Source organism: Microbacterium sp. MYb72, from assembly GCF_002979415.1.
Taxonomy (GTDB): domain Bacteria; phylum Actinomycetota; class Actinomycetes; order Actinomycetales; family Microbacteriaceae; genus Microbacterium; species Microbacterium natoriense.
The window spans coordinates 63,282-87,262 of record NZ_PCOT01000005.1; the positions used below are offsets into that span (position 1 = coordinate 63,282).

Genomic DNA, 23,981 nt, shown 5'->3' on the forward strand with positions numbered 1-23,981 from the left:
CAGGCCACGGACCCAGCCGGCCGGATCAGGAGTGAAAATGAGTTCTCAGCGCGTCGTCCTCGTCACCGGAGGCAACCGCGGCATCGGACGAGCGATCGCCGAGCGATTCGTCCGCGACGGCTACCGCGTCGCGGTCACGGTCCGCAGCGGCGAGGGGCCTGAGGGCACACTCACCGTCCGAGCCGACGTGACGGATGCCGCTGCGATCGACGCCGCCTTCACCGAGGTCGAGGAGAAGCTCGGTCCTGTCGAGATCGTCGTCGCGAACGCCGGGATCACCAAGGACACGCTGCTGCTCCGCATGAGCGAGGACGACTTCGACAGCGTGGTCGCCACCAATCTCGGCGGCTCCTTCCGCGTCGTCAAGCGGGCTTCGAAGGGAATGCTGCGCGCCCGCTTCGGCCGCGTCATCCTCATCTCCAGCGTCGTCGGTCTCTACGGTTCGGCCGGCCAGATCAACTACTCGGCGTCCAAGAGCGCCCTGGTCGGGTTCGCCCGTTCACTCACCCGCGAGCTGGGTGGCCGCGGCATCACGGCGAACGTCGTGGCTCCGGGTTTCATCGAGACCGACATGACGGCGGAGCTGCCCGAAGAGACGCAGAAGCAGTACAAGGCGAGCATCCCCGCCGGGCGCTTCGCGACGCCCGACGAGGTCGCCAGCGTCGTCACCTGGCTGGCGAGCGACGAGTCCGGCTACATCTCCGGCGCCGTCATCCCCGTCGATGGCGGTCTCGGGATGGGGCACTGACCCTCATCTCGACGCCGCGGCGCCGATCAGCGCCGCGAGACGTTCGGGCACGGAGAACTGCGGCCAGTGCCCTGACCCGATGCGCACGACCTCGGCGTCTTCGATGGCGCGGTATTCCTCGGCGTACGGACCCCACTGCTCGAGCAGAGACTCCAGGGTCTCCTGGTCGAGCCCTCCCATGAGGAGCGTGGCGGGAACGCCGTAGCGGGCGTCTGCGGAGAGCGCGATCGGATCGGTCGGAACCCGCGCCGGAACGCTCAGCGCCAGGGGAGCCGTGCGCGCCCTCGTCGCCTCGTCGAGATCGTCGACGTCTTCGGGAGGGAAGAAGTCCCAACCGGGGAAGGGGACGACGCCGTCGATCGTCTCGAACTCGCTGATCCCCTGGCCGGGCGGCGGCGGCACCGTGTCGACGAAGACGACGCGAGACACCGCATCGGGCCGCGCATCGACGACGCCCCACGCGACGTTGCCGCCTCCGCTGTGGCCGACCACCACGACGGGGCCGTCCACGGCGTCGACCGCTGCGACGCCCGCCGCCACCCAGTCCGCGATGCCGATGTCAGCGGACTCGGAGGCCGGTGCGCCGACACCGGGCATGGTGAGGGGATGCACGCGGTGCCCCGCCCTTTCCAGGGCGGGGACCACCTCGTTCCAACTGGACGCGTCGAGCCAGAGACCGGGGATGAGGATGATGTCCATGCGCAGACCCTACGCGTCGCCTCCGACATCCGTGGAGCGTCCGGATCGTCCACCGCGTCTGCGACGGATCAGCGCGATCGCTCCGACCGCGATGAGCGCCAGGCCACCGAGGAGCATCCAGATCGGCACGCTCCCGCCCGTCGTCGCGAGTCCGCCGCCGTGCGGGGACCCGGGGGTTCCCGGGTCGACGGGCGTTCCGCCGCCGGACTTCGGGGTCGTCACCGCGGCGACATCGCTGGGCGACGACTCCTGTCCGAGCGAGTCCACCGCGGTCACGTGATAGCGGTAGGTGGTGCCGCCGACGAGGCCGGAGTCGACGAAGGACGTGCCCTCCGCGACGCTCGCGACCGCCACGCCGTCGCGGAAGACGCGGTAGCCGATCACCTCGGCGCGGCCGGTGGCCGCGGTCTTGAGCATTCCCGCCGTGCTCTGCCACTCGAGTCGCACGGAGGCAGGGGCTGTCGCGGTGGCCGTCAGGCCTGTCGGTGCGACGGGCGCGACGGCCGTCTCCGGCAGACCGACCCCGGTGGGTGACCACCAGTTGCCCGACACGACGATCAGGGACAGCATCCGGATGCTGTCGCCGAAGTACGTCGTGACGGGCTCGGCGGTGTTCGCCTCCCAGAGCGCGTCGAGCCACTCCTGGTTCCCGCCCTCGACCATCGCGCTCACCGTGAACGGCGCCGAGAACGCCAGGTCGGTCCACTCGTCCAGCGGCTGCCCCTCGAGGGAGTACCCCTGAGCGATGGCCGAGGGATCGCCGTGAGTCGCAGTCTGCAGCCACGAGTTCATCGTCGACAGCTGCTCCCGGGTGCGATCGTCGCCGGTGAGGAGATAGTCGGTGCCGAGGCGCCACGGCACGCGGCTGGCGTTCCAGTTGTACGCGCCGTCGTTGTCGTCCTCCAGGAATCCCGGATCCACCGGTCGGTACCCGGCCCCGTCGCGGATCGCGAAGTCGGGCAGCAGACCCGTCGTCGGGCTGAAGCGCGAGAAGAGGTCGTGAGACGCCGACTGCGTCGCGTCCACCACGTCGGTCCAGCGCGGGTTCCCCGTCGCCTTCGCGAAGTCCTTGAAGTGCTGGAGCATGAAGTCGGAGGTGCGCGTCGACCGGCCGAAGACGATCTCGTCCCTGGTCCAGTCGCCGAGGAGGATCACGTCATCCGTCGGATGGACCTCGCTCCTCAGGATCGCCGCCATGAGACGACGCGCCTCGGAGAGGTAGTCGAACGCCCCTCCGCTGCCCCACTGCGCGTCGGCCATGAGCAGCGCGTAGGCCATGTCGAGGTCGCCGTCCGATGCCGCGTCGTCGCCGTACTCCTCGCCCTCCTCGTCGACCTCCGTCGTGTTGACGATCGCCGTGCCGTCATCTCGCTGCTGCCAGGCCATCAGGTCGGGATCGACGCTGCTCGGGTGGGCCTTCGCGAAGCGCAGCAGCGCATCGAACAGGGTCTGCGCCTGCGGATCGTGCCCGGCCATGATCGCGGTGATGAGCATTCCGTAGCCGTTGGACTCCGACGTGGTCACCGCATCGGGGGCGTCTTCCCCCGCCTCGCCGTTGCCGTTGTAGTAGACGTAGTACTGGTCCGACTCGTAGGGGTTCTGCGTCAGATACGCGTCCTTCCACGCGTCGTAGAGGGAGGCGACCGTCGCATCCATCCGCTCCTGGCCCACGCCGGGACGCAGCGTCCCCGGTGCGTAGACCGTGTGCTGACCGAACGGGCGCTGCGGATCCGTCGTCGTGGGGTTCCGCGGGGTCGACACCGTCGCCGGGGTGCTCTTCGCCGACTCGTTGCCCGCGGCATCGTAGGCGCTGATCCGGTACTCGTAGGTCGTGCCCGGCTCGCGCCCCGCGTCCTGGAAGGTCGTCGTCGTGGTCCGCGCGACCAGTTCCCCGTCCCGGAAGACCTTGTACCCGGTCACCGCGACGTCGTCCACCGACGGCAGCCAGCTCACGTTCACCTGGAACGGCGACGCCGCCCTGAGGGTCACGCCGACGGGCGCCGACGGCGCCTTCTCGTCATCGGACGCCCGAGGCGGCGCGATGGCCACCGGCGCGGAGTTGTCCTTCGCGCCCACGGCGCGCACGACGAACTCGTAGCGCACCGTGGGGTCGTCGGAGATGGGCTGGACGAACGTGTACTGCTCCTTGCCGGTCTCGGCGGGGATGTACGCGCTCCAGTTCACGCCCACGCGGTCGTTCTTCTCGTAGATGCGATAACCCCGCACGGGCTCGACCGAAGCGGTCGGCGCCTTCCAGGAGAAGGACGCCGCGCCGTCGGCGATGCGCACGCTCGCGTCGCGTACTGGATCTGGGGTGCCGTCCGTGCGGGTGATCGAGTAGTGGTCGAACTCGCGCAGTCCGTCGGAGCCGGCGATCTCGTCCTCCTTGGCCGCCGTGTACGCGGTGAAGGACAGGGTGTCGCGCGACACGGAGAAGTCCACGAACATCTTCTTCTCCGGCTGGGCATTGATCGCCGCGAAAGAGGTGTCGCACCCTTCCGGCGTCTCGTAGAACTTGTTGCCGAGCGCGTTGGGCATCAGGTAGAGCACGCCGTTCGGATCCGTCACGTCGTACTGCACGACGATCTGACCGTTCTCATCCGTGATGGTGTCGACCGGGTGGCCGTCGCGCATCTGGTGGGAGCGCATGTACATGTGGTCGTGCGCCTCGAGCACCACGTCGACCGCCGTCTCCTGGAAGATCGGCACGAGCGTCTTCTCGTAGAACGCGACGCGGTCGGCCTCCCAGTTGCAGACGTTCTCTCCTGCGGAGTAGACGCCCTTGTGCAGGGACACGAACTTCCACCGCTTGTCGGTCTCGGCGACGGTGCGACGAAGCCAGTCGAGCTGCTTGCTGAACTGCGGATCGACCCAGGCGGTGTCACCGTTCTCGTCGAGTCCTCCGCCGTACTGGGAGTTGAACTGCATGAACAGGGCGTCGCCGTATTCGAACGAGTAGACCGAGCCCTCGTGGGCGCCGGTGCCCGCGGCATCCCGGGGCTCGTTGAAGTGGTTGAAGAAATTGTTGTTCGGAAGGGTTCCCGAGTCCTCCACCTCGTGCCCGCCGAGGACCGGCACGTAGGGCACGGTGGCGAACTGGTCGGCGGCGCTGTTGAGCATCCACTGCCACTGCTCCTCGAGGTCCCCGTTGTCGACGAGGTCACCCGTGACGAGGAGGAACTTCGGGTCGTCCACCTTCGCCGACGCCTTCTCGAAGGTGTCCTGCCACTCCAGGAAGCTCCCGAGATCGGAAGCCTGGGAATCGGACCCGAAGAGGAAGTGGAACGGCTCCGCGATCGCCGAGTCGGTCGTGAAGCTGCCGATCCCGCCCCAGCCGTTCGGTGTGCCGTCGCCGACGCGGTACACGTAGGAGGTTCCGGGGGAGAGCCCGTCCGCCGTCGCCTTGTGGCTCGCGTACTTCGTGGTGCGGCGCGCCTCACGGTCGCTCTCCGTCACGAACGTGTCGATGATCTCGCTCTTCCCATCGAACTCGATCACGCCGTCGTCGGGGAACTCGTCGCCGTCGCGGGCGCCTGCGGGAGCGATCTGGACATGCGTCGCCGTGACCTCGGGCGGGGTGTACCAGGCGAAGCTCATCGAGGTGCGGGTGTCGCCGTTGAAGTTCATCGAGAACGCGGTGGGTGTCTTCGCCAAGGTGCTGAAGCTCCAGACGATGTCGCGGACGGGGGAGACGCCGTCGGCACCCGCGATGGACGCGGCCGGAACCGTGACCGTGTAACGGTGTCCGAATCCGAAGTCCCGGTGGGCGATCGACACGAGGTCGTCCTTCGCGGTCGGGACGACTCCGGATGCGGCGGCTCCGGTCTCGTCGACGATCGAGATGGAGGAGGCGTCGACGATCGAGACGTCCTTGTTGACGCGGAGGGTCACGGGTGCGGCGAGGTCGACGGTCGCCGCGGCATCGACCGGGGCCGTCTGCACGTCGACGGTCGGGATCACGAGCGGGGCGCCGTCGATCCGGTCGCCCGAGATGCGGATGTTGCGGAGGAAGCTGTCGCCGTAGCCGCCGACGGTGGTGTTGTCGTCGGTGTTGGAGGGAGTGTCGGTGGCCTGCAGCCAGCGCAGGAACAGCGTCGAGGCCCCGGATGCGGCCGCGGGCAGCGGGACGTCGGTGAGGCGGCACGTGTCGTCAGGGCAGGTGAAGGTGTGCGTCGCGGTCTTGATCGTGGAGTCGGGGACATCGGTCCAGGTGACCCGGTCGGTGCTCATCTGGACGACGAAGTCGCGGGGACCCGAGCCCGAGGCGCTGTGCTCCGACGAGAGGGAGAGGTTCTCGAAACCGACGGAGGACAGCGATGCCAGCCAGTACTTGGTGCCGGCGCCTCCGCCCCAGCCCTGCACGGAGATCGCGTTGCCGCGGTCGGCGTGGAAGCCGTACTCGCCGCGGGTGCCGACGCTGGTGAGGGCGGAGTGGTCGGCATAGGCGCTGTCGGTGGCCCAGAAGACGCCGTCGTCGCCGTCGTCGGCGAACGCCCACTCCGCCACGGAGGCGCGCGGGGCCGCGGGGGTGCGGAAGGACCACACGATGTCGGATGCCGGGGCGATGCCGTCCGCCGCTCCGGCCACCGCGGCGCGGGGCAGGGTGACGGTGTATCCGCGTCCGGGCTGGAGCGGAGCGTGCGTCAGCGAGAGCTGGGTGCCGTTCGCGGTCGCGGCGACGTCGGCGACGGGGGAGCCACCGTCATCGACGACCGATGCCGTCGCGCCCGATGCGAGCGCGATCGGCTTGTTGAACGTCACGGTGAGCACAGCGTCCAGCGGCGCGTCGACGGCGCCGTTCAGCGGGGAGAGCGCGGTCGCGACGGTGGGCCGCTCGACCGGTGTGCCGGTGGATGTGCCGGATACCGAGATGTCGCGGATGCGGCTGGAGCCGGTCGCGCCGACGGTCGATCCGCTCGCGCTGGTGGTGGAGGTCACCACCCAGCGGATCGCGACGTCGGCGCGGTCGGCGGCGGATGCCGGCAGCGGGAGCGACGCGACGGAACCGCCGGTCGCGAAATCGGTGCCCACGGTGACGACGCCACCCGGCACGTCCTGCCAGGTGCTCTGGCCGTCGGTGCTGACCTGCACAGCGAAGTCGCGCGGTCCCGAACCGGACGAGCGCTGCTGTGAGGTGAGAGTGAGGTCGGCATAGCCACGGGTGTCCAGGGTGACCACCCACCCCTTGATGCCCACGCCGTCGTTCCAGCCCTGGTATCGCACCGAGCGCTCGGCTTCGTCGTAGGTGTAGGAGAGCAGCGGGTCGGTCGTGACGGGACGCAGGCTCGCCGCGGTGTCCGCGCCGCCCGTCGCGGTGAAGACGTTCGCGGCCGGGCTGGCGTCGACGACGGAGGGCGCCGTCGCGAAACGCCATTCCGCCACCGATTCGGGTCCGGCAGCCTGCGCGGTAGGAGCGATGAGTGCCGAGAGCGTGAGTGCCGCGGTGATCGCGGCCAGGGTGCGCACGACTCCGGAGCGGGAGAGCCGGAGCGGGTGCGTGGTGTCCGAGGAGGTCATCGAGTGTCCTTCGTGGGGCGGTCGACGGCAGCGACCTATGAGGCGAGGGTGGATTTCGATAGTAAAGATCATTTACGATCTGTTATGGGAATGCTATCCACACACGAAGGCACGGGTCAATGACGAGAGACCGGACGAGAGGAGAGTTCATCCGCCGGCACGAAAGGCGCATCGGCCGTTCATCGGCCGGTACGGGACGCTACGGAAGTAGAGCGATGACCTCGCCGAGGTCCTGCGGGCCGATGACCAGGCTGGCGGCGGCGCGGACGGCCGGCTTCGCATTGAACGCGAGTCCGAGGCCCGCGGCCGCCATCATCCTCAGGTCGTTGGCGCCGTCGCCGATCGCGATCGTCGCGGACGATGGCACTCCGAGCTCCGCGGCCCATTCCCGCAGCGATGATGCCTTCGCTTCGGCGTCGACGATCTCGCCGTCCACGCGACCCGTCAGCGCTCCGTCGGAGACCTCGAGCCGATTGGCGCGCCAGCGGTCCACGCCGAGACCCGGAGCCACGTGGTCCAGGATCTCGTGGAATCCGCCGGACACGACGCCCACGACCCCGCCGCGTTCGTGCACCGCCGCCGTGAGCTCTCGGACTCCGGTCGTGGGCTCGATCCGGGCCAGAACCCGTTCGAACGACGACACCTCGACGCCCTGGAGGGCCGCGACGCGCGAGCGCAGGCTCGTGGCGAAATCGACCTCCCCGCGCATGGCCGCCTCGGTCGCCGCCTGCACCTCCTCGCGCCGTCCTGCTTCGTCGGCGAGCAGCTCGATCACCTCATTGCGGATGAGGGTGGAATCGGCATCGAGGACGACGAGGAAGCGCGCGGAGGTCACGGATTCGAGCCTAGCGATAGCCGCCGGGCTCGAACGCCGCATGACGTCAGCGGTCGACGAAGACGCCCTTGCCGACCACGGTGATCCCCGAGTCCGTGACGGTGAAGCCGCGGGCCAGGTCGCGTTCGCGGTCGACGCCGACCGTCGCGCCGTCGGCCAGAACGACGTTCTTGTCGAGGATCGCCCTGTGCACGCGGGCGCCGGCGCCCACGCGGACGTGATCGAACAGGACAGAGTCGGTGATGGTCGAGCCGCCTCCCGCGAGGGTCCACGGGCCGACCACGCTGCGCTCGACGTGCGTTCCGGAGAGCACGCAGCCGAGGGACACGATCGAGTCGATCGCGTTGCCGATGCGTCCGACCGAGTCGCGCACGAACTTCGCGGGCGGGGAGTTCACCGCCTGCGAGTGGATCGGCCACTCCATGTTGTAGAGGTTGAACACGGGCAGCGTGGAGATCAGGTCCATGTGCGCGTCGAAGAAGGAGTCGATCGTACCCACGTCTCGCCAGTACGAGCGGTCGCGCGGCGAGGAGCCCGGCACGTCGTTCTGCTTCATGTCGTAGTAGCCGGCCTCGCCCCGTTCGACGAAGTAGGGGACGATGTCGCCGCCCATGTCGTGGCCGGAGGTCGGGGATTCCCCGTCTGCCTCGACGGCGGCGATCAGCGCGTCGGCGTCGAAGATGTAGTTGCCCATCGACGCGAGGACCTCGTGCGGCGAGTCGTCGAGCCCCTCGGCATCCGTGGGCTTCTCCAGGAACTGCTTGATGCGTCCGGACTCGATGTCGGCGTCGATGACCCCGAACTGCGACGCGAGGGCCAGGGGCTGTCGGATGCCGGCGACCGTGGCCTTCGCGCCCGACGCGATGTGCGCGTCGAGCATCTGCTGGAAGTCCATGCGGTAGACGTGGTCGGCGCCGATGACGATCACGATGTCGGGCTTCTCGTCGTTGATCAGGTTGAGGCTCTGCAGGATCGCGTCGGCGGAGCCGGAGAACCAGCGCTTGCCGAGCCGCTGCTGGGCGGGCACTGACGTGACGTACGAGTCGAGGAGGGCGGACATCCGCCAGGTCTGCGAGATGTGACGGTCGAGGCTGTGGGACTTGTACTGGGTGAGGACGACGATCTGTCTCAAGCCTGAGTTTATGAGGTTCGAGATGGCGAAATCGATCAATCGGTACTGTCCGCCGAAGGGCACTGCAGGTTTTGCGCGGTCAGCCGTGAGGGGCATGAGACGCTTGCCCTCGCCGCCGGCGAGGATGATGCCGAAGATCTTCTTTGGAGCGGACATGGCTCCACCCTAGAGTGCCAATCCCTGCGTGTACTAGCGTTTCGCACATGCGAGTTGAAATGATCACGAAGGAGTATCCGCCGGAGATCTACGGCGGTGCTGGCGTGCACGTCGCGGAGCTCGTCACGGCTCTGCGAGAGAGCATCGAGGTGCGTGTCCGCGCCTTCGGCGCGCCCCGTGACGAACCGGGGACGTTCGCCTATCGGACCCCCTCGGAGCTCGCCGACGCGAACGCCGCGCTGCAGACGCTCGGCACCGATCTCGAGATCGTCTCGGCGATCGCCGACGCCGACCTCGTGCACAGTCACACCTGGTATGCGAACTTCGCCGGTCACATCGCCTCGCAGTTGCACGGCATCCCGCACGTGCTCACCGCGCACAGCCTCGAACCCCTCCGGCCATGGAAGGCCGAGCAGCTCGGCGGTGGCTACGCGGTGTCGAGCGGGATCGAGAAGCTCGCCTACGAGAACGCCGCCGCGGTGATCGCGGTGAGCGCCGGCATGCGCAACGACATCCTGCGGAGTTACCCGAACGTCGACCCCGCGAAGGTTCGGGTCATCCACAACGGCATCGACGTCGAGCGCTGGCGTCCGGTCCAGAACCCGGAGTTCCTGGCGTCGATCGGCATGGACCCGTCGAGGCCGTCCGTGGTCTTCGTCGGACGCATCACGCGTCAGAAGGGTCTGCCGTACCTGCTGCAGGCCGCAGGGCGGCTGCCCGCCGATGTTCAGCTGATCCTGTGCGCCGGCGCTCCGGACACTCCCGAGATCATGGCGGAGGTGCAGGAGGGCGTGCGCCTGCTGCAGCAGTCCAGGGAGGGCGTCATCTGGATCGAGCGGATGCTGCCGCGTGACGAGCTCTCCGCGATCCTCACGGCAGCGACCACGTTCGTCTGCCCCTCGGTCTACGAGCCCCTCGGCATCGTGAACCTCGAGGCGATGGCGTGCGGCGCCGCCGTGGTCGGCACGGCGACCGGCGGCATCCCCGAGGTCGTCGCCGATGGTCGCACCGGACGCCTGGTCCCGATCGAGCAGGTGCAGGACGGCACCGGCACACCCGTCGATCCGGAGAAGTACGTCGCAGACCTCGCCGCGGTGCTCACCGAGGTGGCGTCGGATCCGGCGAGGGCGAGGGAGTACGGCGAGGCCGGTCGCGCTCGTGCACGCGACGAGTTCAGCTGGAGTGCGATCGCCGACACCACGCGCGCGCTCTACGCGGAGCTGACGGACTGAGCAGATAGGCTGGCAGCATGCCAAGCGCTCTGGAGTTCACCGACGTCGTCGTGCGCCGCGAGGGGTGCAACATCATCGATCACGTGACCTGGCAGGTCCAGGACGATCAGCGCTGGGTCGTCCTCGGACCCAACGGGGCGGGCAAGACCACGCTCCTCCAGTTGGCCGACACGCTCATGCACCCGACCTCGGGAACGGTGACGGTGCTGGGGGAGACCCTGGGTCGCACGGACGTCTTCGAGGTGCGCCCGCGCATCGGCTTCGCGTCGTCGGCGATGGCCAAGAGGGTGCCGAGGGACGAGACGGTGCTGAACACGGTCCTCACGGCCGCGTACTCGGTTCTCGGCCGCTGGAACGAGCTCTACGAGAGCATCGACGAGCGCCGTGCGCTGCGCGTCCTCGCCGAGTGGAAGCTGGATCACCTCGCCGACCGCACCTTCGGCACGCTGAGCGACGGCGAGCAGAAGCGCGTGCAGATCGCGCGCGCCGTGATGACCGATCCGGAGCTCCTGCTGCTGGACGAGCCGACCGCCTCTCTCGACCTCGGATCCCGCGAGGAGCTGCTGAGCCTGCTCAGCGGCTACGCCTCGTCGCCCACGACCCCGGCCATGCTCATGGTCACGCATCACGTCGAGGAGATCCCCGTCGGCTTCACCCACGTGATGCTGATCCGCGAGGGCAGGGTCGTCGCGGCAGGGCCGATCGCGGAGACCCTCACGGCCGAGTCCCTCACCGAGGCGTTCGGCATGCCGATCGTGCTCACCGAGGACGGCGGACGCTACGCCGCGCGCGCGGCATCCTGATCGCCCATCTGCTAAACTCGATCCTTGGTGCTCACCGCACCGCAGACTTCCCCGACTCTGGCACAATCCAGGGCATCAACTAAGGAATCCCATGAAGACTGACATCCACCCCGACTACAAGGCCGTCGTGTTCCGCGACCTCGGCTCGGGCGAGACCTTCCTCACCCGTTCGACCGTCACGAGCGACAAGACCATCGAGCTGGACGGCGTGGAGTACCCCGTCATCGACGTCGAGATCTCCTCGGCCTCGCACCCGTTCTACACGGGCAAGCAGCGCATCATGGACTCGGCCGGTCGCGTCGAGAAGTTCAACCAGCGCTTCAAGGGCTTCGGCGGTTCCTCCAAGTAAGGACCGCCGCGAAAGGCCCCGCTCTCCTCGGAGAGCGGGGCCTTCGTCATTGCGCCGGGGATCCGGTCAGATGTCGATGACGATGCGATCGCCGTCGATGGCGTTCGGCGGATCGCCTGGCGATGGTGCGGGTGCCGTCCGTCGGGTCTGGCGGTCGCGCTCCATGCCGGCCTCGTAGGCCGAGGGCATCCAGATCGCGTCGAAGGCTCCGCCGAATCCGCCGCCCGTGCCTTCGTACTTCTCCTCGACGGTCTTCTTCGACATCGTCCTGACGATCGCGAAGACGATCAGCCCCGGTCCCATGCCGGCGACCATGGCGACGTAGAACCAGCCGACGATGTCCTTCATGCGCCCAGGCTACGCGGGGCGCACGACGTCGGCATCCGTCGTGCGGGGGATTCTCAGCGGAGGCGGCGGCCCTGCGCGAGGTCGACGAGGTGCGACAGCACGGGGCCCGACCGCAGGCCGTTGTGCTCGTGCTCGCTGGTGACCCAGAGCTGCACGCCCGGCAGCAGCGCGGCCGTCTCGAGCGAGAACTCGAGGGGCACGTAGACGTCGTTCACGTACACCGCGGCCGCTCCGGTGGCGCCGGACGCGGCGATCGTGTCGGCGTCGTAGATCGACGGCCACTCGAACTCAGCGAGCTCCAGGACGACCTCACGCCACGGCTGGAACGCGGGGACGGTCTCCGTCCACTCGCGGCGGATGTGCTCGCCGGTGAACAGCGTGACGTCCTCGACGAAGTCGGCGGGCTCGACGCGCTCCGCCGACCACCGTGTCGCCTCACCGCTGGCGTAGCTCGACTCGTGGAACGCGAAGTAGAGCGGGTTGCGGCCGTCGAACGGCATGGCGTGCATCAGGTCGTAGCGGAAGGCGTTCGACGAGGGGTCCCGCTCCAGGAGCGACCAGAGGGTCTGCCAGCCGTCGTTCGTTCCCAGGGCGGAGCCCACGGAGCGCAGACGGGACGCCGAGACGACCTCGCCGTCCGGCAGGGTGATGCCACCCGCGGTCGCGAGGTCGACGAGGCGGCGCATCACGTCGCGGTGCTCCGGGAAGCGGCGGTAGTACTTCTCGGATGCGGTCCGCATCTTGTCGTAGCAGAGGGCGTACACCTCGTCGGCGGAGCGCGTGACGGTGCTGAGGCCGCCGGTGATGAAGACGTTCTCGAGGGATGCGGCATCCGTCGTCAGGTATGCGAGGGTCGTGAACCCGCCGAAGGACTGCCCGAGCACGCTCCAGGTCGCAGCACCCAGGTGCTCGCGCATCGCTTCGCAGTCGCGCACGATGGAGTCCGCACGCAGATGGGTGAGGTGCTCGGCGACGGACGTCGAGCCGCGTTGCAGATCGGCGTCTCCCACCGGCGTCGACAGGCCCGTTCCGCGCTGGTCGATCATGACGACGCGGTGGTGGGCGAGTGCCTCGTCGAGCCACGCGGGGGCGGTCGACGAGTGGAACGGCCGCGGAGCCTCGTGGCCGGGGCCGCCCTGCAGGAAGACCAGGTAGGGGAGCGCCTCGCCGCCCTCGCGCGACACCACACGGGCGAACACGTCGATGGTGCGGGGATCGGACGGATCCGACCACACCAGGGGAACGGTGAGCGTGTGCTCTTCGACGGTCAGATCCAGCAGGCGACGGACAATGGTGCTCACCCGTCGAGCCTATCGTCCGCGATGACGGTAACACCGTCGAGAACGACTACATCACGTTGCCGATGTAGGAGTACTTCACGAACACCTCGGAGGCGAGGCCCGATTCGTCGAGCACACCCTGCACCGCGGTCATCATGTAGTTGCTGTCCCAGCCCATGTAGAGGAAGTGCGATTCGTCGAGCTGGTCCCAGTGGCCCTTCCACGCCATCTCCGCGTAGATCGGCCCGCCGTGCGTCGCGCAGTAGGAGAGGGCGGCCTCGCGCGTGTCGGTCCAGGCGCGTCGCATGACCCGGTTGAAGAGGTACTTGACGTCGGGCACCTCCCAGCGCTCTCCGCGGTACTCGACGTAGTCGAACTCCCGCTCCCAGCCGGCCGGCCAGCCACGTCGCCGCACGGCGTCGAGGATCGGGGTGAGGCCGTCGTCGTCGATCTCCGGCAGCGCAGGACGCGCCCAGATCCGCAGCAGATCGGAGGTGAGGAGGATCGTGCGCCGGGTGATGGCCGCGGTGCTCCAGGCCTCCGTGCGCTCGAGGTCGCGGGTCGCCGGCACGGAGCTGCGAGCGTAGGCCTCGGCCCGCTTCATCGGATAGGCCGCGCCGAAGACGCGCTCGGCGAGACGCGGCTCCAGGAGGGTGAGGTTGCCGAGCGTGGGGGCGAGCGCGCGGAGGCTGTTCTGCTCGTCGTCGCTGTAGTCGTCCCAGCCGCGGACGCCGTCGCCGGACCAGGTGTCGTGCGGCACGGCGGGCACGATCCGTTCGACGTCGTAGTCCTGGGGATTCTCGACGCCCTCCAGCCTGCCCAGCACGTACGCGGCGTGGGGGAGCTCGCTGTACTTGAGGACCGCGCTCACGCGCTCGTCCGACGGGGTGATGCGGGCGAACGCCCGGGCCAGCGCGTCGCGCCCCTCCGCACGCGCGCGGCAGAGTCGGGCGACCAGACGCTCGTTCGGCAGGTTGACCAGCGTGCGGCGCAGATAGAGGGTCTGGATCCACTCCAGGGTCTCGATGAGCTCGTCGCGGTCGATGAGCCCTCGGGAATGATCGCTGTAGACGCTCAGGACGAGCGGATACGCCGCGCGCCCGAACGTGTTCACGTATCCGAGCTGTCGCGAGATCTCCGCATCGGGCTCCCGAGAGGGATCGAGGAGGATGCCGTAGATCTCCGCGTAGTGGCGCCAGACCTCGGCATCCGACTGGAGATGCTCGACATCCACCCGGGGGAAGGACTGGCGGAACGCGCTGTACACGCCGTGCTCGCCGTTGGCCGCCACCTCGCGCCCCGTCGTCATCACGAGGTAGTGGCGCCAGAACGCGCCGATCGTCTCGCCGGTGTGCTGCTCGATCGGCAGCCAGAAGCGCGCCTCGACGTCGAGCTGCTCGGCGTGCGTGAGTCCCATCAGGATGTAGTTGTGGATGAGCTCGTGGTCGCGCAGCGGCTCCCCGGTGGAGTTCAGGCTCTCGAAGATCTGCTGCGCGTTCGCGTCGGCGCCGAGCGTGATCGAGACGTGCTCGAGGCGCTGCAGCCCGCGCCAGATGCGGGGCGCTTCGTCGACGTGCACCTGGCTGCGGAAGAAGGCGTAGTTGTCGTCGAAACGCGACTCCCGGTCGACGTCGTCGCGACGGTCGAGCACCACCGACTCGTACAGGTCGGCCCAGGCTTCGTGCGGACGGAGCCGCGTGCGGGAGGAGTCGTCGTCGCGGACGAGGACCGCGCTGAGCTCGGCGGCCAGCGCAGGGTCGGTGTCTCCGACCGCGTGGTGCAACGCGGCGACGAGCAGCATCAGCGTGGTGAGACGCTGCTGACCGTCGATGAGGATGAGATCGCCGTCGGCAGCCGTGTCGTGCGCCGAGAGGATGGACCCGATGAAGTGCCGGTGGCCGTGCTCCTGATCGGCGACTGCGCGGATGTCGCTGAGGAGGCGTTCGCATCCGCCGATGTCCCAGCGGTACTGGCGCTGGTACACGGGAACGACGATCGTGGTGGATCCGGCGGAGAGCCACTCGATCGTGTTGACAGCTGTCGCCTCGACGTTGGTGGCAGAGCTCATGGGAAAAAGTCTATTCGGTTATGCACGGCGACCCTCCGGTGCGCGATCAGGGCGCCCTGTTAGGCTTGCCTTATCAGGGCCTGTTAAAACGTGCTGGCCCCCGATGAAAGGATCTGGTTCAGATCATGGGATACATCAAGTCCGCAGCACTCGAGGACAAGGGCTTCGTCGTCCTCGACAGCTACAACCAGGAGCTCGACCCCCAGGAGTGGCTCGACATCGAGTACAACGACTGGAAGTCCTCGGGCGACACCCGTTTCGCGCCTCTCGCGAGCGCCAAGGGCGAGATCGAGTGCAACGGCTTCTGGAACCACAAGCCGCCGCGCACCGACAAGGACGGCGTGTGGATCGACTCGCAGACCGCCAAGGCGCCGAACCTCACGCGCCGCGCGCAGGAGCCGGGCGCCAACGTCGGCCGCTGCCGCGTGATCGAGCTGCAGCCGACCCCCTACGGCGAGTGCCTCTACAACCTCCACCAGGACGACAACAACCGTCTGAACCCCGACGGCACCGGCTGGGTCGTGCGCGGCTTCTTCAACCTCACCGATGACAAGGACAGCTTCTTCGTCCTCCGTGAGAACCGGACCGACCCGAGCATCGAGTACCGCATCGCCCTTCCGGCCGGCGCGCAGCTGATCGTCGACACCCAGCGCCTGTGGCACGCCGCCACGCACGTGGGCACCGACCCCCGCTACTGCCTGATCACCTCGTGGACCTCCGGTCCCGAGCTCGACGCCTACATCGAGAAGTACAACGGCACGCAGGACGTCCCGAACGTCGAGGTCCCGCAGGACGTGCTCGAGGCGGGCTACGCCGAGCAGGCTCAGCGTGACGCCGCTCGCGCCGCCTACTACGCGGCCAAGGGCCAGCAGGTCAAGATGGCGATGAGCGAGGCCTGAGCCTCCGTCTCATCGAAAGGGCCCCGGTCGACATCGACCGGGGCCCTTTCTCTCTGTGAATCACATGCTTGTGATTTCTCCTGATCTGGGCGACAATAGGCGCACAACCGCATATTCTCGCCAGTTCTCGTGGTTCAGGTCGTTGGGGAAGACGCACCTGATGAAACGGAGAGATCATGGCGACGGCTTACGCACGCGGAGTGGTGTTCATCCACTCTGCGCCTCGCGCGCTCTGCCCGCACCTCGAGTGGGCAGTCGGACGCGCTATCGGGCGTGCGGTGAACTTCGACTGGACCGAGCAGCCGGTGCTCGACGGCGCCCGTCGCGCCGAGTTCTACTGGGACGGACCGGTCGGAACGGGTGCAGCTCTGGCGACCGCGATCCGCGGGTGGGAGCACCTCCGTTTCGAGGTGAGCGAAGATCCGACTCCTCGCAGCGACGGCGGCCGGTGGATGCACACGCCCGATCTCGGCATCCACTATGCGCAGACGGATGCCGCGGGCAACGTGGTGATCGGCGAGGACCGCATCCGCTACGCGATGGAGATCGCGGCGGGAAACGTGGCCGAGCTGCAGCGCGAACTCGACATCGCGCTCGGCTCGGCCTGGGACGAGGAGCTGGAGCCCTTCCGGCACGCGAGCGATGACGCCCGCGTGGTCTGGCTCCACAAGGTGGGCTAGCCCCATGCTCCGGAGACCTGGGATGGGAAGGCGTGAGTATCGGATGCCGGTGATTCGCCCCGGACGCTGAGAAGACGTATCCCCATCCTGAATGACGAGGACCCCGCCCCATCAAGGGACGGGGTCCTCGTCTGTCACACCACGGCCTCGTGCCGCAGCTCGCCGCGCTGAGGCGAGCCGTGTCGCACCTCGTCCCAGGCGAGGCGCAGCCGGTTCATCGCCTCCGCCGTGCGCTCGGGCGGGAGGGTGATGGGGATCCTCAGGCGCCTCTCGAGGACGCCCCCGGTCGTGAAGCGAGGGCCGGGCGGCAGGACGAGTCCGTGGGAGCGCGCCGCCAGGGACAGCGACGTCGAGATCGGCGCGCCGAGGTCGACCCAGGCGGAGAGGCCGCCGGGAGTGGGCGGCATCGTGATGCCCTCGAGCCCGATCAATCCCTCGGCCACCGCCGCTCGTCCGGCGCGCAGCCGGGTGCGGACGTGATCGGTGAGCGAAGGCATATCGGAGAGCAGCTCGACCGCGATGCACTGTTCGAGCAGCGCGGTGCCCAGCTCGAACGATGGACGGGTGGCGAGAAGCCTCGTGATCACCGCCCGATCAGCGCGGATCCACCCGACGCGCATGCCGCCCCAGGCGATCTTCGACATCGAGCCGACCGTGATCACCTCGGGGCTGAACGCCGCCATCGGGAGCGGGGACGAGCCGCGGTCGATGTCGAGCTCGGTCGTGGTCTCATCGACGATGAGCCGCGTGCCGGAGCTGCGCGCCGTGGTCGCGATGCGCGCCCGCTCCGGTTCCGGCAGTGTCGCACCGGTGGGGTTGTGGAAATCGGGGATCAGGTACGCGACGTGCGGACGGCTGCGCAGCAGCGTGTCGGTGAAGTGCCGGTGGTCCCAGCCGTCGGCATCGACCGGGGTCGGTACCAGCCGGTAGCCGTGACGGTGCAGCGCCTCCAGGGCGTGCGGGAAGGTGGGCTGCTCGACGAGCGCCCGCTCTCCGCGTCGGCCCATCGCCGCGAGGATGAGGTTCACGGCGTTCAGTGCGCCGGAGGTGATGATGATCTCGTCGGCATCGGTGTCGACGCCGCGTCGGGTGAACCGCTGCGCGACGGCGTGCCTGAGTTCGGGGAGGCCCTGCAGCGAGTACCCGCTGGTGCCGCGCATGGCCGCGAGACGGGGGAGCGAGCGGACGGTCGCGTCGTACAGTCCGGGAGTCGAGTCCATCGACGCGATGGAGAGGTCGATGGCCGACTCGTCGTCGCCGCTGCTCGCCGACGGCGCGACGTTCGGAAGAGCCACCCTCGTGCTTCCGCCGTGCAGGCGCGTCACGTAGCCGTCGGTCTCCAGCAGCCCGTACACGCGGGTCGTGGTGGAACGCGAACGCCGCAGCTCGAGGGCGAGGGCGCGTTCGCTGGGCAGGCGTTCGCCGACGGTCAGACGCCCGTCGAGGATGAGGGCGCGGATCCGCTCGGCGAGGGCCGCGGCGGTGGCGCCGGCGACGTGCTGCGCGCCGAGCTGATCGACCAGACGAGATCCCATGTACCCAGCATGCCGCAAAGTGGCCTCGCGTCGTCAGGCCACTTCTCGTCGAGTGGCCTCCCTATCGGCCCTCACGGGCAGGCCACCATGGAGGGATGCTCCTCCGATCCGTCCTCCTCCCGATCACCGCCACGAGCCGGCGCGACCTCGTCGAGCGCATCGTGCAACTCGTCCTCGGCCTCTTCCTCTACGGTGTGGCGCTGGGACTGATGGTGCGCGGCGGTATCGGCGTCTCGCCCTGGGATGTGCTCGCGCTCGGAGTCTCCGGCCGCACCGGGATCGGATACGGCGTCGTCACGAACCTCGTCGCGCTCGTCGTGCTGCTCCTGTGGATCCCGCTGCGACAGCGGGTCGGGCTGGGAACGGTCCTCAACGCCCTGCTGATCGGCCCCAGCGCCGACCTGACCCTCGCGCTCGTGCCCGCGCCGTCGTCGATCTGGGTGGGAGCGCCGATGTTCGTCGCCGGCCTCCTCCTGCTCGCGTTCGCCACAGGGCTGTACATCTCAGCCGACTTCGGTCCCGGACCGCGCGACGGCCTGATGACCGGGCTGGTGCGCAGGACCGGGTGGCGCGTGTGGATCGTCCGCACGCTCATCGAGGGCACCGTGCTCGTCGTCGGGTTCCTGCTCGGCGGACCGGTCGGAGTCGGCACCGTCCTCTTCGCCTTCGGAGTGGGGCCGCTCATCGGCTGGTTCCTGCCCTGGATGACGAGGGTGCGCACGACGCGTTCTCGCCGGCTGTCCCCGGCTTCGAGTCGCTAGACGCGGCGCCCACGACGAAGGCCCCCGGGAGATTCCCGAGGGCCTTCGTCGTGCGTCCTGTCGTCAGTCGGCGCTGGCGAAGACGGCGACGGCGTTGTGGCCGCCGAAGCCGAACGAGTTGCTGATGGCGATCTGAGGACCGTCGCCCAGCGGCTGCGGCTCGCCGGACAGCCGGAAGGGCACGGCCGGGTCGGGCTCGGTCATGTTGATCGTCGGAGGAGCGACGCGGTCGCGGAGCGCGAGCAGGGTGAAGATCGCTTCCAGCGCGCCGGTGCCGCCGAGCAGGTGCCCGGTCGAGGCCTTGGTCGCGGACACCGGGATCTCGTCGATCCGGTCGCCGAAGACCTTCTTGAGTGCCACGTACTCGTTGGGGTCGCCCACGGGGGTGGACGTGGCGTGCGCGTTGATGTGCGTCACCTGGTCGGCGGTGATGCCCGCCTCGCCGAGGGCGTGGGTGACAGCGCGGGCGGCGCCGTTGCCCTCGGGGTCGTTGCCGGTGATGTGGTATGCATCAGCCGTCACGCCACCTCCGAGGACGTAGCCGTAGATCTTGGCGCCGCGGGCCTTCGCGTGCTCCTCGGTCTCGAGGATGAGCACAGCAGCGCCCTCTCCCATGACGAAGCCGTCACGGTCGATGGCGCCAGGGCGCGATGCGGTCGCGGGGTCGTCGTTGCGACGCGAGAGCGCCTGCGCGGACGCGAACGACGCCATCGTGATCGGGTGGATGGCCGACTCGGCGCCGCCGGCGATCACGACGTCGGCGAGCCCTTCCTGCAGGTGATGGAAGGCGTGGATGATCGACTCGGTGCTGGAGGCGCAGGCGCTGACGACGGTCTGCGCGTAGGCGCGCGCCGAGAACTGCAGAGACAGGTTGCCCGCGGCCGCGTTCGGCATGAGCATCGGGACCGTGAGCGGCATGACGCGACGGGGCCCTTTCTCCCGCAGCGTGTCCCACGCGTCGAGGAGGGTCCAGAGGCCGCCGATGCCGGTGGCGAAGTCGACGCCGAGGCGCTCAGGGGCGACCTCGGGCGATCCGGCATCCTCCCACGCCTCGCGCGCGGCGATCAGGGCGAACTGGGAGGAGGGGTCGAGACGCTTCGCCTCGTGGCGGGGGAGCACTTCCTCGGGGCGGACGATCGCCTCTGCGGCGAAGGTCACGGGCAGCTCGTACTGCGCGACCCAGTCGTGCTCGAGGGTCCGGGTGCCGGAGACGCCTGCGAGGAGGTTGCTCCAGTTCTCGGGGGCGGTCCCGCCGATGGCGGAAGTGGCGCCGATGCCGGTGACGACGATGCGCTTGGTCATGGTGTGGTTCCTTGTCGTACGGGTTGCGTGCGAGGTGAGGGCAGGGGTGAGGATGCCACGCCCCGCGGGTGGCGGGGGTGGCATCCGTGCCCCGGGATTACTCCTGGCCTGCGACGATGAAGCTGACGGCGTCGCCGACGGTCTTCAGGTTCTTGACCTCGTCGTCGGGGATGGTGACGCCGAACTTCTCCTCGGCGTTGACGACGATCGTCATCATCGAGATCGAGTCGATGTCGAGGTCGTCGGTGAACGACTTCTCGAGGGCGACCTCGGAAGCGTTGATGCCGGTCTCGTCGGTGATCAGCTCTGCGAGGCCGGCGAGGACCTCATCGTTGGTGAAAGCCATGTGGTCTTCCTCTTTCTTGCGGGTTGTATTCGGAACCGTGAAACAGTCTAGGGAAGGTCGGGACGTTCTCAGGGGAGGACGACGACCTGCGCGGCGAAGACGAGGCCCGCGCCGAAGCCGATCTGCAGGGCGAGACCGCCGGACAGCTCGGGGTGCTCGGTCATCAGCCGGTGGCTGGCGAGCGGGATGGATGCCGCGGACGTGTTGCCCGTGGTCTCGATGTCGCGGGCGATCACCGTGGTCTCCGGCAGCTTGAGCTGCTTGGCGAACTCGTCGATGATGCGCATGTTCGCCTGGTGAGGGATGAACGCCGCGATGTCGGACGGCTCGACACCCGCCTTGTCCAGCGCCTCGCGGGCGACCTTGGCCATCTCCCACACGGCCCAGCGGAACACCGTCTGGCCCTCCTGGCGCAGCGTGGGCCAGGGGGACTCTCCGTCGCGGAACTCGGTCAGCGTGAAGTTCATGCCGACGGCATCCGCCTTCGAACCGTCGGAGCCCCACACGGCGGGCGCGATCCCCGGGGTGTCGCTCGGGCCGATGAGCGCGGCGCCGGCCCCGTCGCCGAGGAGGAAGGAGATGCTCCGGTCGGTCGGGTCGACGATGTCGGAGAGCTTCTCGGTGCCGATCACCAGCGCGTAGCGTGCGGCGCCGGCGCGGATCAGCGCGTCGGCCTGTGCCACGGCGTAGGCGTAGCCGGCGCACGCGGCGTTGATGTCGTACGCGGCAGCGGGGTTGGCCCCGACGCGGTCGGCGACGATGGCCGACACCGACGGCGTCTGCTTCGGGTTGCTGATGGTCGCGACGATCACGAGGTCGACCTGATCAGCGGGGACGCCTGCCTTCTCGATCGCCTCGATGCCCGCAGCCGTCGCCAGATCGATCGCGTCGGTGCCCTTGTCGGCGCGCACGCGCGTGACGATGCCCGTGCGCTGACGGATCCACTCGTCGCTGGAGTCGATCGGCCCGACCAGGTCGTCGTTGGGCACGGCGTTCTCGCCGCGCGCCGCTCCATAGGAGTAGATGCGGGTGTAGGCCGGCCCGGTGAGCTGGTTCAGGGTGACGCTCATGCGGCTTCTCCGTTCAGCAGCGCGACGGCTGCATCGAGGTCTTCGGGGGTCTTCACGGCGACGGTCGGCACGCCGCGCAGTCCGCGCTTGGCGAGGCCGGTGAGCGCTCCGGCGGGCGTGAGCTCGATGAGACCGGTGATCCCCGCGTCGGCGAAGGACGCCATGCACAGGTCCCAGCGCACGGGGGAGGACACCTGGTCGACGAGGTAGTCCAGCGCGGTCGCACCGTCGGTGACGACGGATCCGTCGCGGTTGGTCCACAGCGTGATGTTCGGGTCGGCGGCGTCGACGCCCCGGACGGCGTCGCGCAGCGCGGCCACGGCCGAGGCCATGTAGCTCGTGTGGAACGCGCCTGCGACCTGCAGGGCGATGACGCGGGTGCCGCGCAGAGGCTCCGCCGCGAGCGCGGCGAGGCTGTCGAGCGCACCCGCGGCGACGATCTGCCCTCCGCCGTTGTAGTTGGCCGGGGTGAGGCCGAGCTCCGCGAGACGGGCCAGGACGGCATCCTCGTCGCCGCCGAGCACGGCGCTCATGCCGGTGGCCTCCTGGGCCGCGGCATCCGCCATCGCCCGGCCGCGGATGCCGACGAGCCGCATCGCGTCCGCAGCGGAGATCACTCCGGAGCCGACGAGTGCGGCGAGCTCTCCGACCGAGTGGCCGGCGATGCCGTCGGGCTGACGTCCGGAGCGCTCGAGCAGGGCGCGACCCGCGACGAGGGAGGCCGCGACGATCAGCGGCTGCGCGATGCGCGTGTCGCGGATGGTGTCTGCATCCGATTCCGTGCCGTGGGCGATGAGGTCGACCTGTGCCGCCTCGGAGTAGGCGGCGAGCTGCTCGGCGACGCCGTCGAGCTCGAGCCAGGGGGAGAGGAAGCCGGGAGTCTGAGAACCCTGTCCAGGGCAGGCGTAGACGATCACCTCCCCAGTCTGCCAACGATCACGCAGGAACGGTGGATGATCCATCACAAGATTCCGAAGATCCCTTGTGTGTGGCGTACAGCCTGGGGGCGGGTCAGCGGGTCGGTCGACGCAGCGGCGCGCGACGGCGCACCTGCTCGGCCGCGCCGATCGAGCCGAGGATCAGCGCCGTCTGCAGGATCAGCGCCTCGCGCGGACCCGTCGCGTCCCAGCCGATGACCTCGCTGACCCGCTTGAGCCGGTAGCGCACGGTATTCGGGTGCACGAAGAGCTCACGCGCCGTGGCCTCGAGAGAGCGACCGTTGTCGAGGTAGCTCCACAGGGTCGTGACGAGATCGGTCGAGTGCGCCTGCAGTGGTCGGTAGATCCGCTCGATCAGCGTCTGCTTCGCGAGCGGGTCGCCGGCGAGGGCGCGTTCTGGCAGCAGGTCGTCCGCCTCGACCGGGCGGGGGGCGTTGCGCCATGCCCGCGCGACGGCGAAGCCGGCGAGGGCTGCCCGAGCGCTCTGGCTGGCGTCGACGAGTGCCGCGACGGCCGGACCGAGCACGACGTATCCGGGGCCGAACGACGGCTCCAGCCTGGTGGCGATCTCCTGGAAGCCGAGCTCCTCGTCCTCGCCCTCCTGGCCCGCGATGCGGGCGCGGCCGAGCACCAGCACGAGGCGGGAGCCCTGCACGCCGATGAGCACGTCGACCGCGAGCTTGCGGGCGGTGCGCCGGACGAGATCGACGTCGAACTGCGGGGGAGTCGTGCCGACGAGGACGGCGACCTCGCCGTGACCGTGCCACCCGAGAGCCGCGATGCGGCTCGGGAGCTCCTCGTCGGCCTCGCCGGTGAGGATCGAGTCGACGACGAGCGCCTCCAGACGCGCGTCCCACAGGCCGCGCGCCTCCGCGGCGCGCGCGTAGACGTCGGCGGCGGCGAACGCGACGTCGCGCGAGTACAGCAGGATCGCCTCGCGCAGCAGGTCGCCCTTGCCCGCGACGCGCTCCTCGGTGACCTCGACGGTGACGCGGATCAGCTGCAGCGTCTGCTGCAGGCTGACGCTGCGCAGCAGCTCACGAGGAGCCGCGGCGAAGATGTCGGCCGCGATCCACGGCGTCGAGGTCGGATCGTCGTACCACTGGATGAACGAGGTGATGCCGGCCTGAGCCACCAGCCCGACCGCAGAGCGGCGGGCCGGTGGCATGTCGGCGTACCAGGGGAGGGTGTCCTCCAGGCGCTTGATCGTCACCGAGGCGATGTCGCCGGAGATCCGGCGCAGCCAGGTGAGCGTCGCGGCCTTGTCCATGCCGGTGGGAGAC

General features: G+C 69.1%; 20 protein-coding genes. 7 read left to right on the forward strand and 13 right to left on the reverse strand.

Going from position 1 to position 23,981, the window contains the following annotated elements:
- Positions 1-37 precede the first annotated feature (37 nt).
- Entirely contained in the window at positions 38-748 is a 711-nt protein-coding gene (locus tag CQ047_RS04055; RefSeq protein WP_105673009.1) for a beta-ketoacyl-ACP reductase, read from the forward strand.
- Positions 749-751: 3 nt separating this feature from the next.
- On the opposite strand, the gene CQ047_RS04060 is transcribed toward CQ047_RS04055, so the two are convergent.
- The 4 genes from CQ047_RS04060 to glgC form a co-directional block, all read right to left on the reverse strand.
- Positions 752-1,447, reverse strand: coding sequence for an alpha/beta fold hydrolase (locus CQ047_RS04060; RefSeq protein WP_105673010.1), 696 nt, complete (start codon positions 1,445-1,447; stop codon positions 752-754).
- Between the two features lie 9 nt (positions 1,448-1,456).
- Positions 1,457-6,964, reverse strand: coding sequence for a glycosyl hydrolase family 8 (locus CQ047_RS04065; protein WP_181155827.1), 5,508 nt, complete (start codon positions 6,962-6,964; stop codon positions 1,457-1,459).
- A 199-nt stretch (positions 6,965-7,163) separates the two neighbouring features.
- Positions 7,164-7,799: a phosphoserine phosphatase SerB gene (gene serB / locus CQ047_RS04070; protein ID WP_105673012.1), complete on the reverse strand. Its 636-nt coding sequence runs from the start codon at positions 7,797-7,799 to the stop codon at positions 7,164-7,166.
- A 46-nt stretch (positions 7,800-7,845) separates the two neighbouring features.
- Complete coding sequence (gene glgC / locus CQ047_RS04075) at positions 7,846-9,087, reverse strand: glucose-1-phosphate adenylyltransferase (protein WP_105673013.1); 1,242 nt, start codon at positions 9,085-9,087, stop codon at positions 7,846-7,848.
- 47 nt (positions 9,088-9,134) lie between these two features.
- Here glgC and glgA point away from each other — a divergent pair, with 47 nt between their 5' ends.
- The 3 genes from glgA to CQ047_RS04090 all read left to right on the forward strand — a co-directional run bounded on the left by glgA (position 9,135) and on the right by CQ047_RS04090 (position 11,471).
- Positions 9,135-10,319: a glycogen synthase gene (gene glgA / locus CQ047_RS04080; protein ID WP_105673014.1), complete on the forward strand. Its 1,185-nt coding sequence runs from the start codon at positions 9,135-9,137 to the stop codon at positions 10,317-10,319.
- A 17-nt stretch (positions 10,320-10,336) separates the two neighbouring features.
- The gene (locus CQ047_RS04085) at positions 10,337-11,122 is read left to right on the forward strand and encodes an ABC transporter ATP-binding protein (protein WP_105673015.1); all 786 of its coding nucleotides are present in this window, start codon (positions 10,337-10,339) and stop codon (positions 11,120-11,122) included.
- 91 nt (positions 11,123-11,213) lie between these two features.
- On the forward strand, positions 11,214-11,471 hold the full coding sequence (locus tag CQ047_RS04090; protein WP_017202258.1) for a type B 50S ribosomal protein L31: 258 nt from the start codon (positions 11,214-11,216) through the stop codon (positions 11,469-11,471).
- A 66-nt stretch (positions 11,472-11,537) separates the two neighbouring features.
- On the opposite strand, the gene CQ047_RS04095 is transcribed toward CQ047_RS04090, so the two are convergent.
- Genes CQ047_RS04095 through CQ047_RS04105 form a run of 3 tightly spaced genes read right to left on the reverse strand, consistent with a single transcriptional unit; the run spans position 11,538 to position 15,167 of the window.
- Positions 11,538-11,819 (reverse strand): hypothetical protein, encoded by a 282-nt coding sequence (locus CQ047_RS04095; RefSeq protein WP_105673016.1) that lies wholly within the window; start codon positions 11,817-11,819, stop codon positions 11,538-11,540.
- A gap of 53 nt (positions 11,820-11,872) precedes the next feature.
- Positions 11,873-13,120 (reverse strand): alpha/beta fold hydrolase, encoded by a 1,248-nt coding sequence (locus CQ047_RS04100; protein ID WP_219844587.1) that lies wholly within the window; start codon positions 13,118-13,120, stop codon positions 11,873-11,875.
- A 46-nt stretch (positions 13,121-13,166) separates the two neighbouring features.
- Positions 13,167-15,167 carry a DUF262 domain-containing protein gene (locus CQ047_RS04105; RefSeq protein WP_105673017.1) on the reverse strand — a complete coding sequence of 667 codons (2,001 nt, stop codon included), beginning with the start codon at positions 15,165-15,167 and terminating at the stop codon, positions 13,167-13,169.
- A gap of 125 nt (positions 15,168-15,292) precedes the next feature.
- Between CQ047_RS04105 and CQ047_RS04110 the strand changes: the two genes are divergently transcribed.
- Together CQ047_RS04110 and CQ047_RS04115 are read left to right on the forward strand one after the other, a co-directional pair.
- The gene (locus tag CQ047_RS04110; protein WP_105673018.1) at positions 15,293-16,066 is read left to right on the forward strand and encodes a hypothetical protein; all 774 of its coding nucleotides are present in this window, start codon (positions 15,293-15,295) and stop codon (positions 16,064-16,066) included.
- 176 nt (positions 16,067-16,242) lie between these two features.
- Complete coding sequence (locus tag CQ047_RS04115) at positions 16,243-16,746, forward strand: DUF3145 domain-containing protein (RefSeq protein ID WP_105673019.1); 504 nt, start codon at positions 16,243-16,245, stop codon at positions 16,744-16,746.
- A 134-nt stretch (positions 16,747-16,880) separates the two neighbouring features.
- Here the strand turns inward: CQ047_RS04115 and CQ047_RS04120 are convergent, their stop codons facing one another.
- Positions 16,881-18,281, reverse strand: coding sequence for a PLP-dependent aminotransferase family protein (locus CQ047_RS04120; RefSeq protein ID WP_105673020.1), 1,401 nt, complete (start codon positions 18,279-18,281; stop codon positions 16,881-16,883).
- 95 nt (positions 18,282-18,376) lie between these two features.
- On the opposite strand from CQ047_RS04120, the gene CQ047_RS04125 reads away from it, so the two are divergent.
- Positions 18,377-19,042, forward strand: coding sequence for a YitT family protein (locus CQ047_RS04125; RefSeq protein ID WP_105673021.1), 666 nt, complete (start codon positions 18,377-18,379; stop codon positions 19,040-19,042).
- A 63-nt stretch (positions 19,043-19,105) separates the two neighbouring features.
- On the opposite strand, the gene CQ047_RS04130 is transcribed toward CQ047_RS04125, so the two are convergent.
- The 5 genes from CQ047_RS04130 to CQ047_RS04150 all read right to left on the reverse strand — a co-directional run bounded on the left by CQ047_RS04130 (position 19,106) and on the right by CQ047_RS04150 (position 23,968).
- Complete coding sequence (locus tag CQ047_RS04130; RefSeq protein WP_105673022.1) at positions 19,106-20,344, reverse strand: beta-ketoacyl synthase; 1,239 nt, start codon at positions 20,342-20,344, stop codon at positions 19,106-19,108.
- Positions 20,345-20,441: 97 nt separating this feature from the next.
- On the reverse strand, positions 20,442-20,690 hold the full coding sequence (locus tag CQ047_RS04135) for an acyl carrier protein (protein ID WP_017830435.1): 249 nt from the start codon (positions 20,688-20,690) through the stop codon (positions 20,442-20,444).
- A 68-nt stretch (positions 20,691-20,758) separates the two neighbouring features.
- Positions 20,759-21,760, reverse strand: coding sequence for a beta-ketoacyl-ACP synthase III (locus CQ047_RS04140; protein ID WP_105673023.1), 1,002 nt, complete (start codon positions 21,758-21,760; stop codon positions 20,759-20,761).
- Entirely contained in the window at positions 21,757-22,677 is a 921-nt protein-coding gene (locus tag CQ047_RS04145) for an ACP S-malonyltransferase (RefSeq protein ID WP_105673099.1), read from the reverse strand. Before CQ047_RS04145 ends, CQ047_RS04140 begins: the two co-directional genes overlap by 4 nt.
- A gap of 94 nt (positions 22,678-22,771) precedes the next feature.
- On the reverse strand, positions 22,772-23,968 hold the full coding sequence (locus CQ047_RS04150) for a CdaR family transcriptional regulator (protein ID WP_105673024.1): 1,197 nt from the start codon (positions 23,966-23,968) through the stop codon (positions 22,772-22,774).
- Positions 23,969-23,981 lie beyond the last annotated feature (13 nt).

Coding starts and splice junctions, on each gene's coding strand:
- CQ047_RS04055 (WP_105673009.1), top strand. CDS start 38: ATGAGTTCTCAGCGCGTCGTCCTCGTCACCGGAGGCAACCGCGGCATC.
- CQ047_RS04060 (WP_105673010.1), bottom strand. CDS start 1,447: ATGGACATCATCCTCATCCCCGGTCTCTGGCTCGACGCGTCCAGTTGG.
- CQ047_RS04065 (WP_181155827.1), bottom strand. CDS start 6,964: ATGACCTCCTCGGACACCACGCACCCGCTCCGGCTCTCCCGCTCCGGA.
- glgC (WP_105673013.1), bottom strand. CDS start 9,087: ATGTCCGCTCCAAAGAAGATCTTCGGCATCATCCTCGCCGGCGGCGAG.
- glgA (WP_105673014.1), top strand. CDS start 9,135: ATGCGAGTTGAAATGATCACGAAGGAGTATCCGCCGGAGATCTACGGC.
- CQ047_RS04085 (WP_105673015.1), top strand. CDS start 10,337: ATGCCAAGCGCTCTGGAGTTCACCGACGTCGTCGTGCGCCGCGAGGGG.
- CQ047_RS04090 (WP_017202258.1), top strand. CDS start 11,214: ATGAAGACTGACATCCACCCCGACTACAAGGCCGTCGTGTTCCGCGAC.
- CQ047_RS04095 (WP_105673016.1), bottom strand. CDS start 11,819: ATGAAGGACATCGTCGGCTGGTTCTACGTCGCCATGGTCGCCGGCATG.
- CQ047_RS04105 (WP_105673017.1), bottom strand. CDS start 15,167: ATGAGCTCTGCCACCAACGTCGAGGCGACAGCTGTCAACACGATCGAG.
- CQ047_RS04110 (WP_105673018.1), top strand. CDS start 15,293: ATGGGATACATCAAGTCCGCAGCACTCGAGGACAAGGGCTTCGTCGTC.
- CQ047_RS04115 (WP_105673019.1), top strand. CDS start 16,243: ATGGCGACGGCTTACGCACGCGGAGTGGTGTTCATCCACTCTGCGCCT.
- CQ047_RS04120 (WP_105673020.1), bottom strand. CDS start 18,281: ATGGGATCTCGTCTGGTCGATCAGCTCGGCGCGCAGCACGTCGCCGGC.
- CQ047_RS04125 (WP_105673021.1), top strand. CDS start 18,377: ATGCTCCTCCGATCCGTCCTCCTCCCGATCACCGCCACGAGCCGGCGC.
- CQ047_RS04130 (WP_105673022.1), bottom strand. CDS start 20,344: ATGACCAAGCGCATCGTCGTCACCGGCATCGGCGCCACTTCCGCCATC.
- CQ047_RS04135 (WP_017830435.1), bottom strand. CDS start 20,690: ATGGCTTTCACCAACGATGAGGTCCTCGCCGGCCTCGCAGAGCTGATC.
- CQ047_RS04140 (WP_105673023.1), bottom strand. CDS start 21,760: ATGAGCGTCACCCTGAACCAGCTCACCGGGCCGGCCTACACCCGCATC.
- CQ047_RS04150 (WP_105673024.1), bottom strand. CDS start 23,968: ATGGACAAGGCCGCGACGCTCACCTGGCTGCGCCGGATCTCCGGCGAC.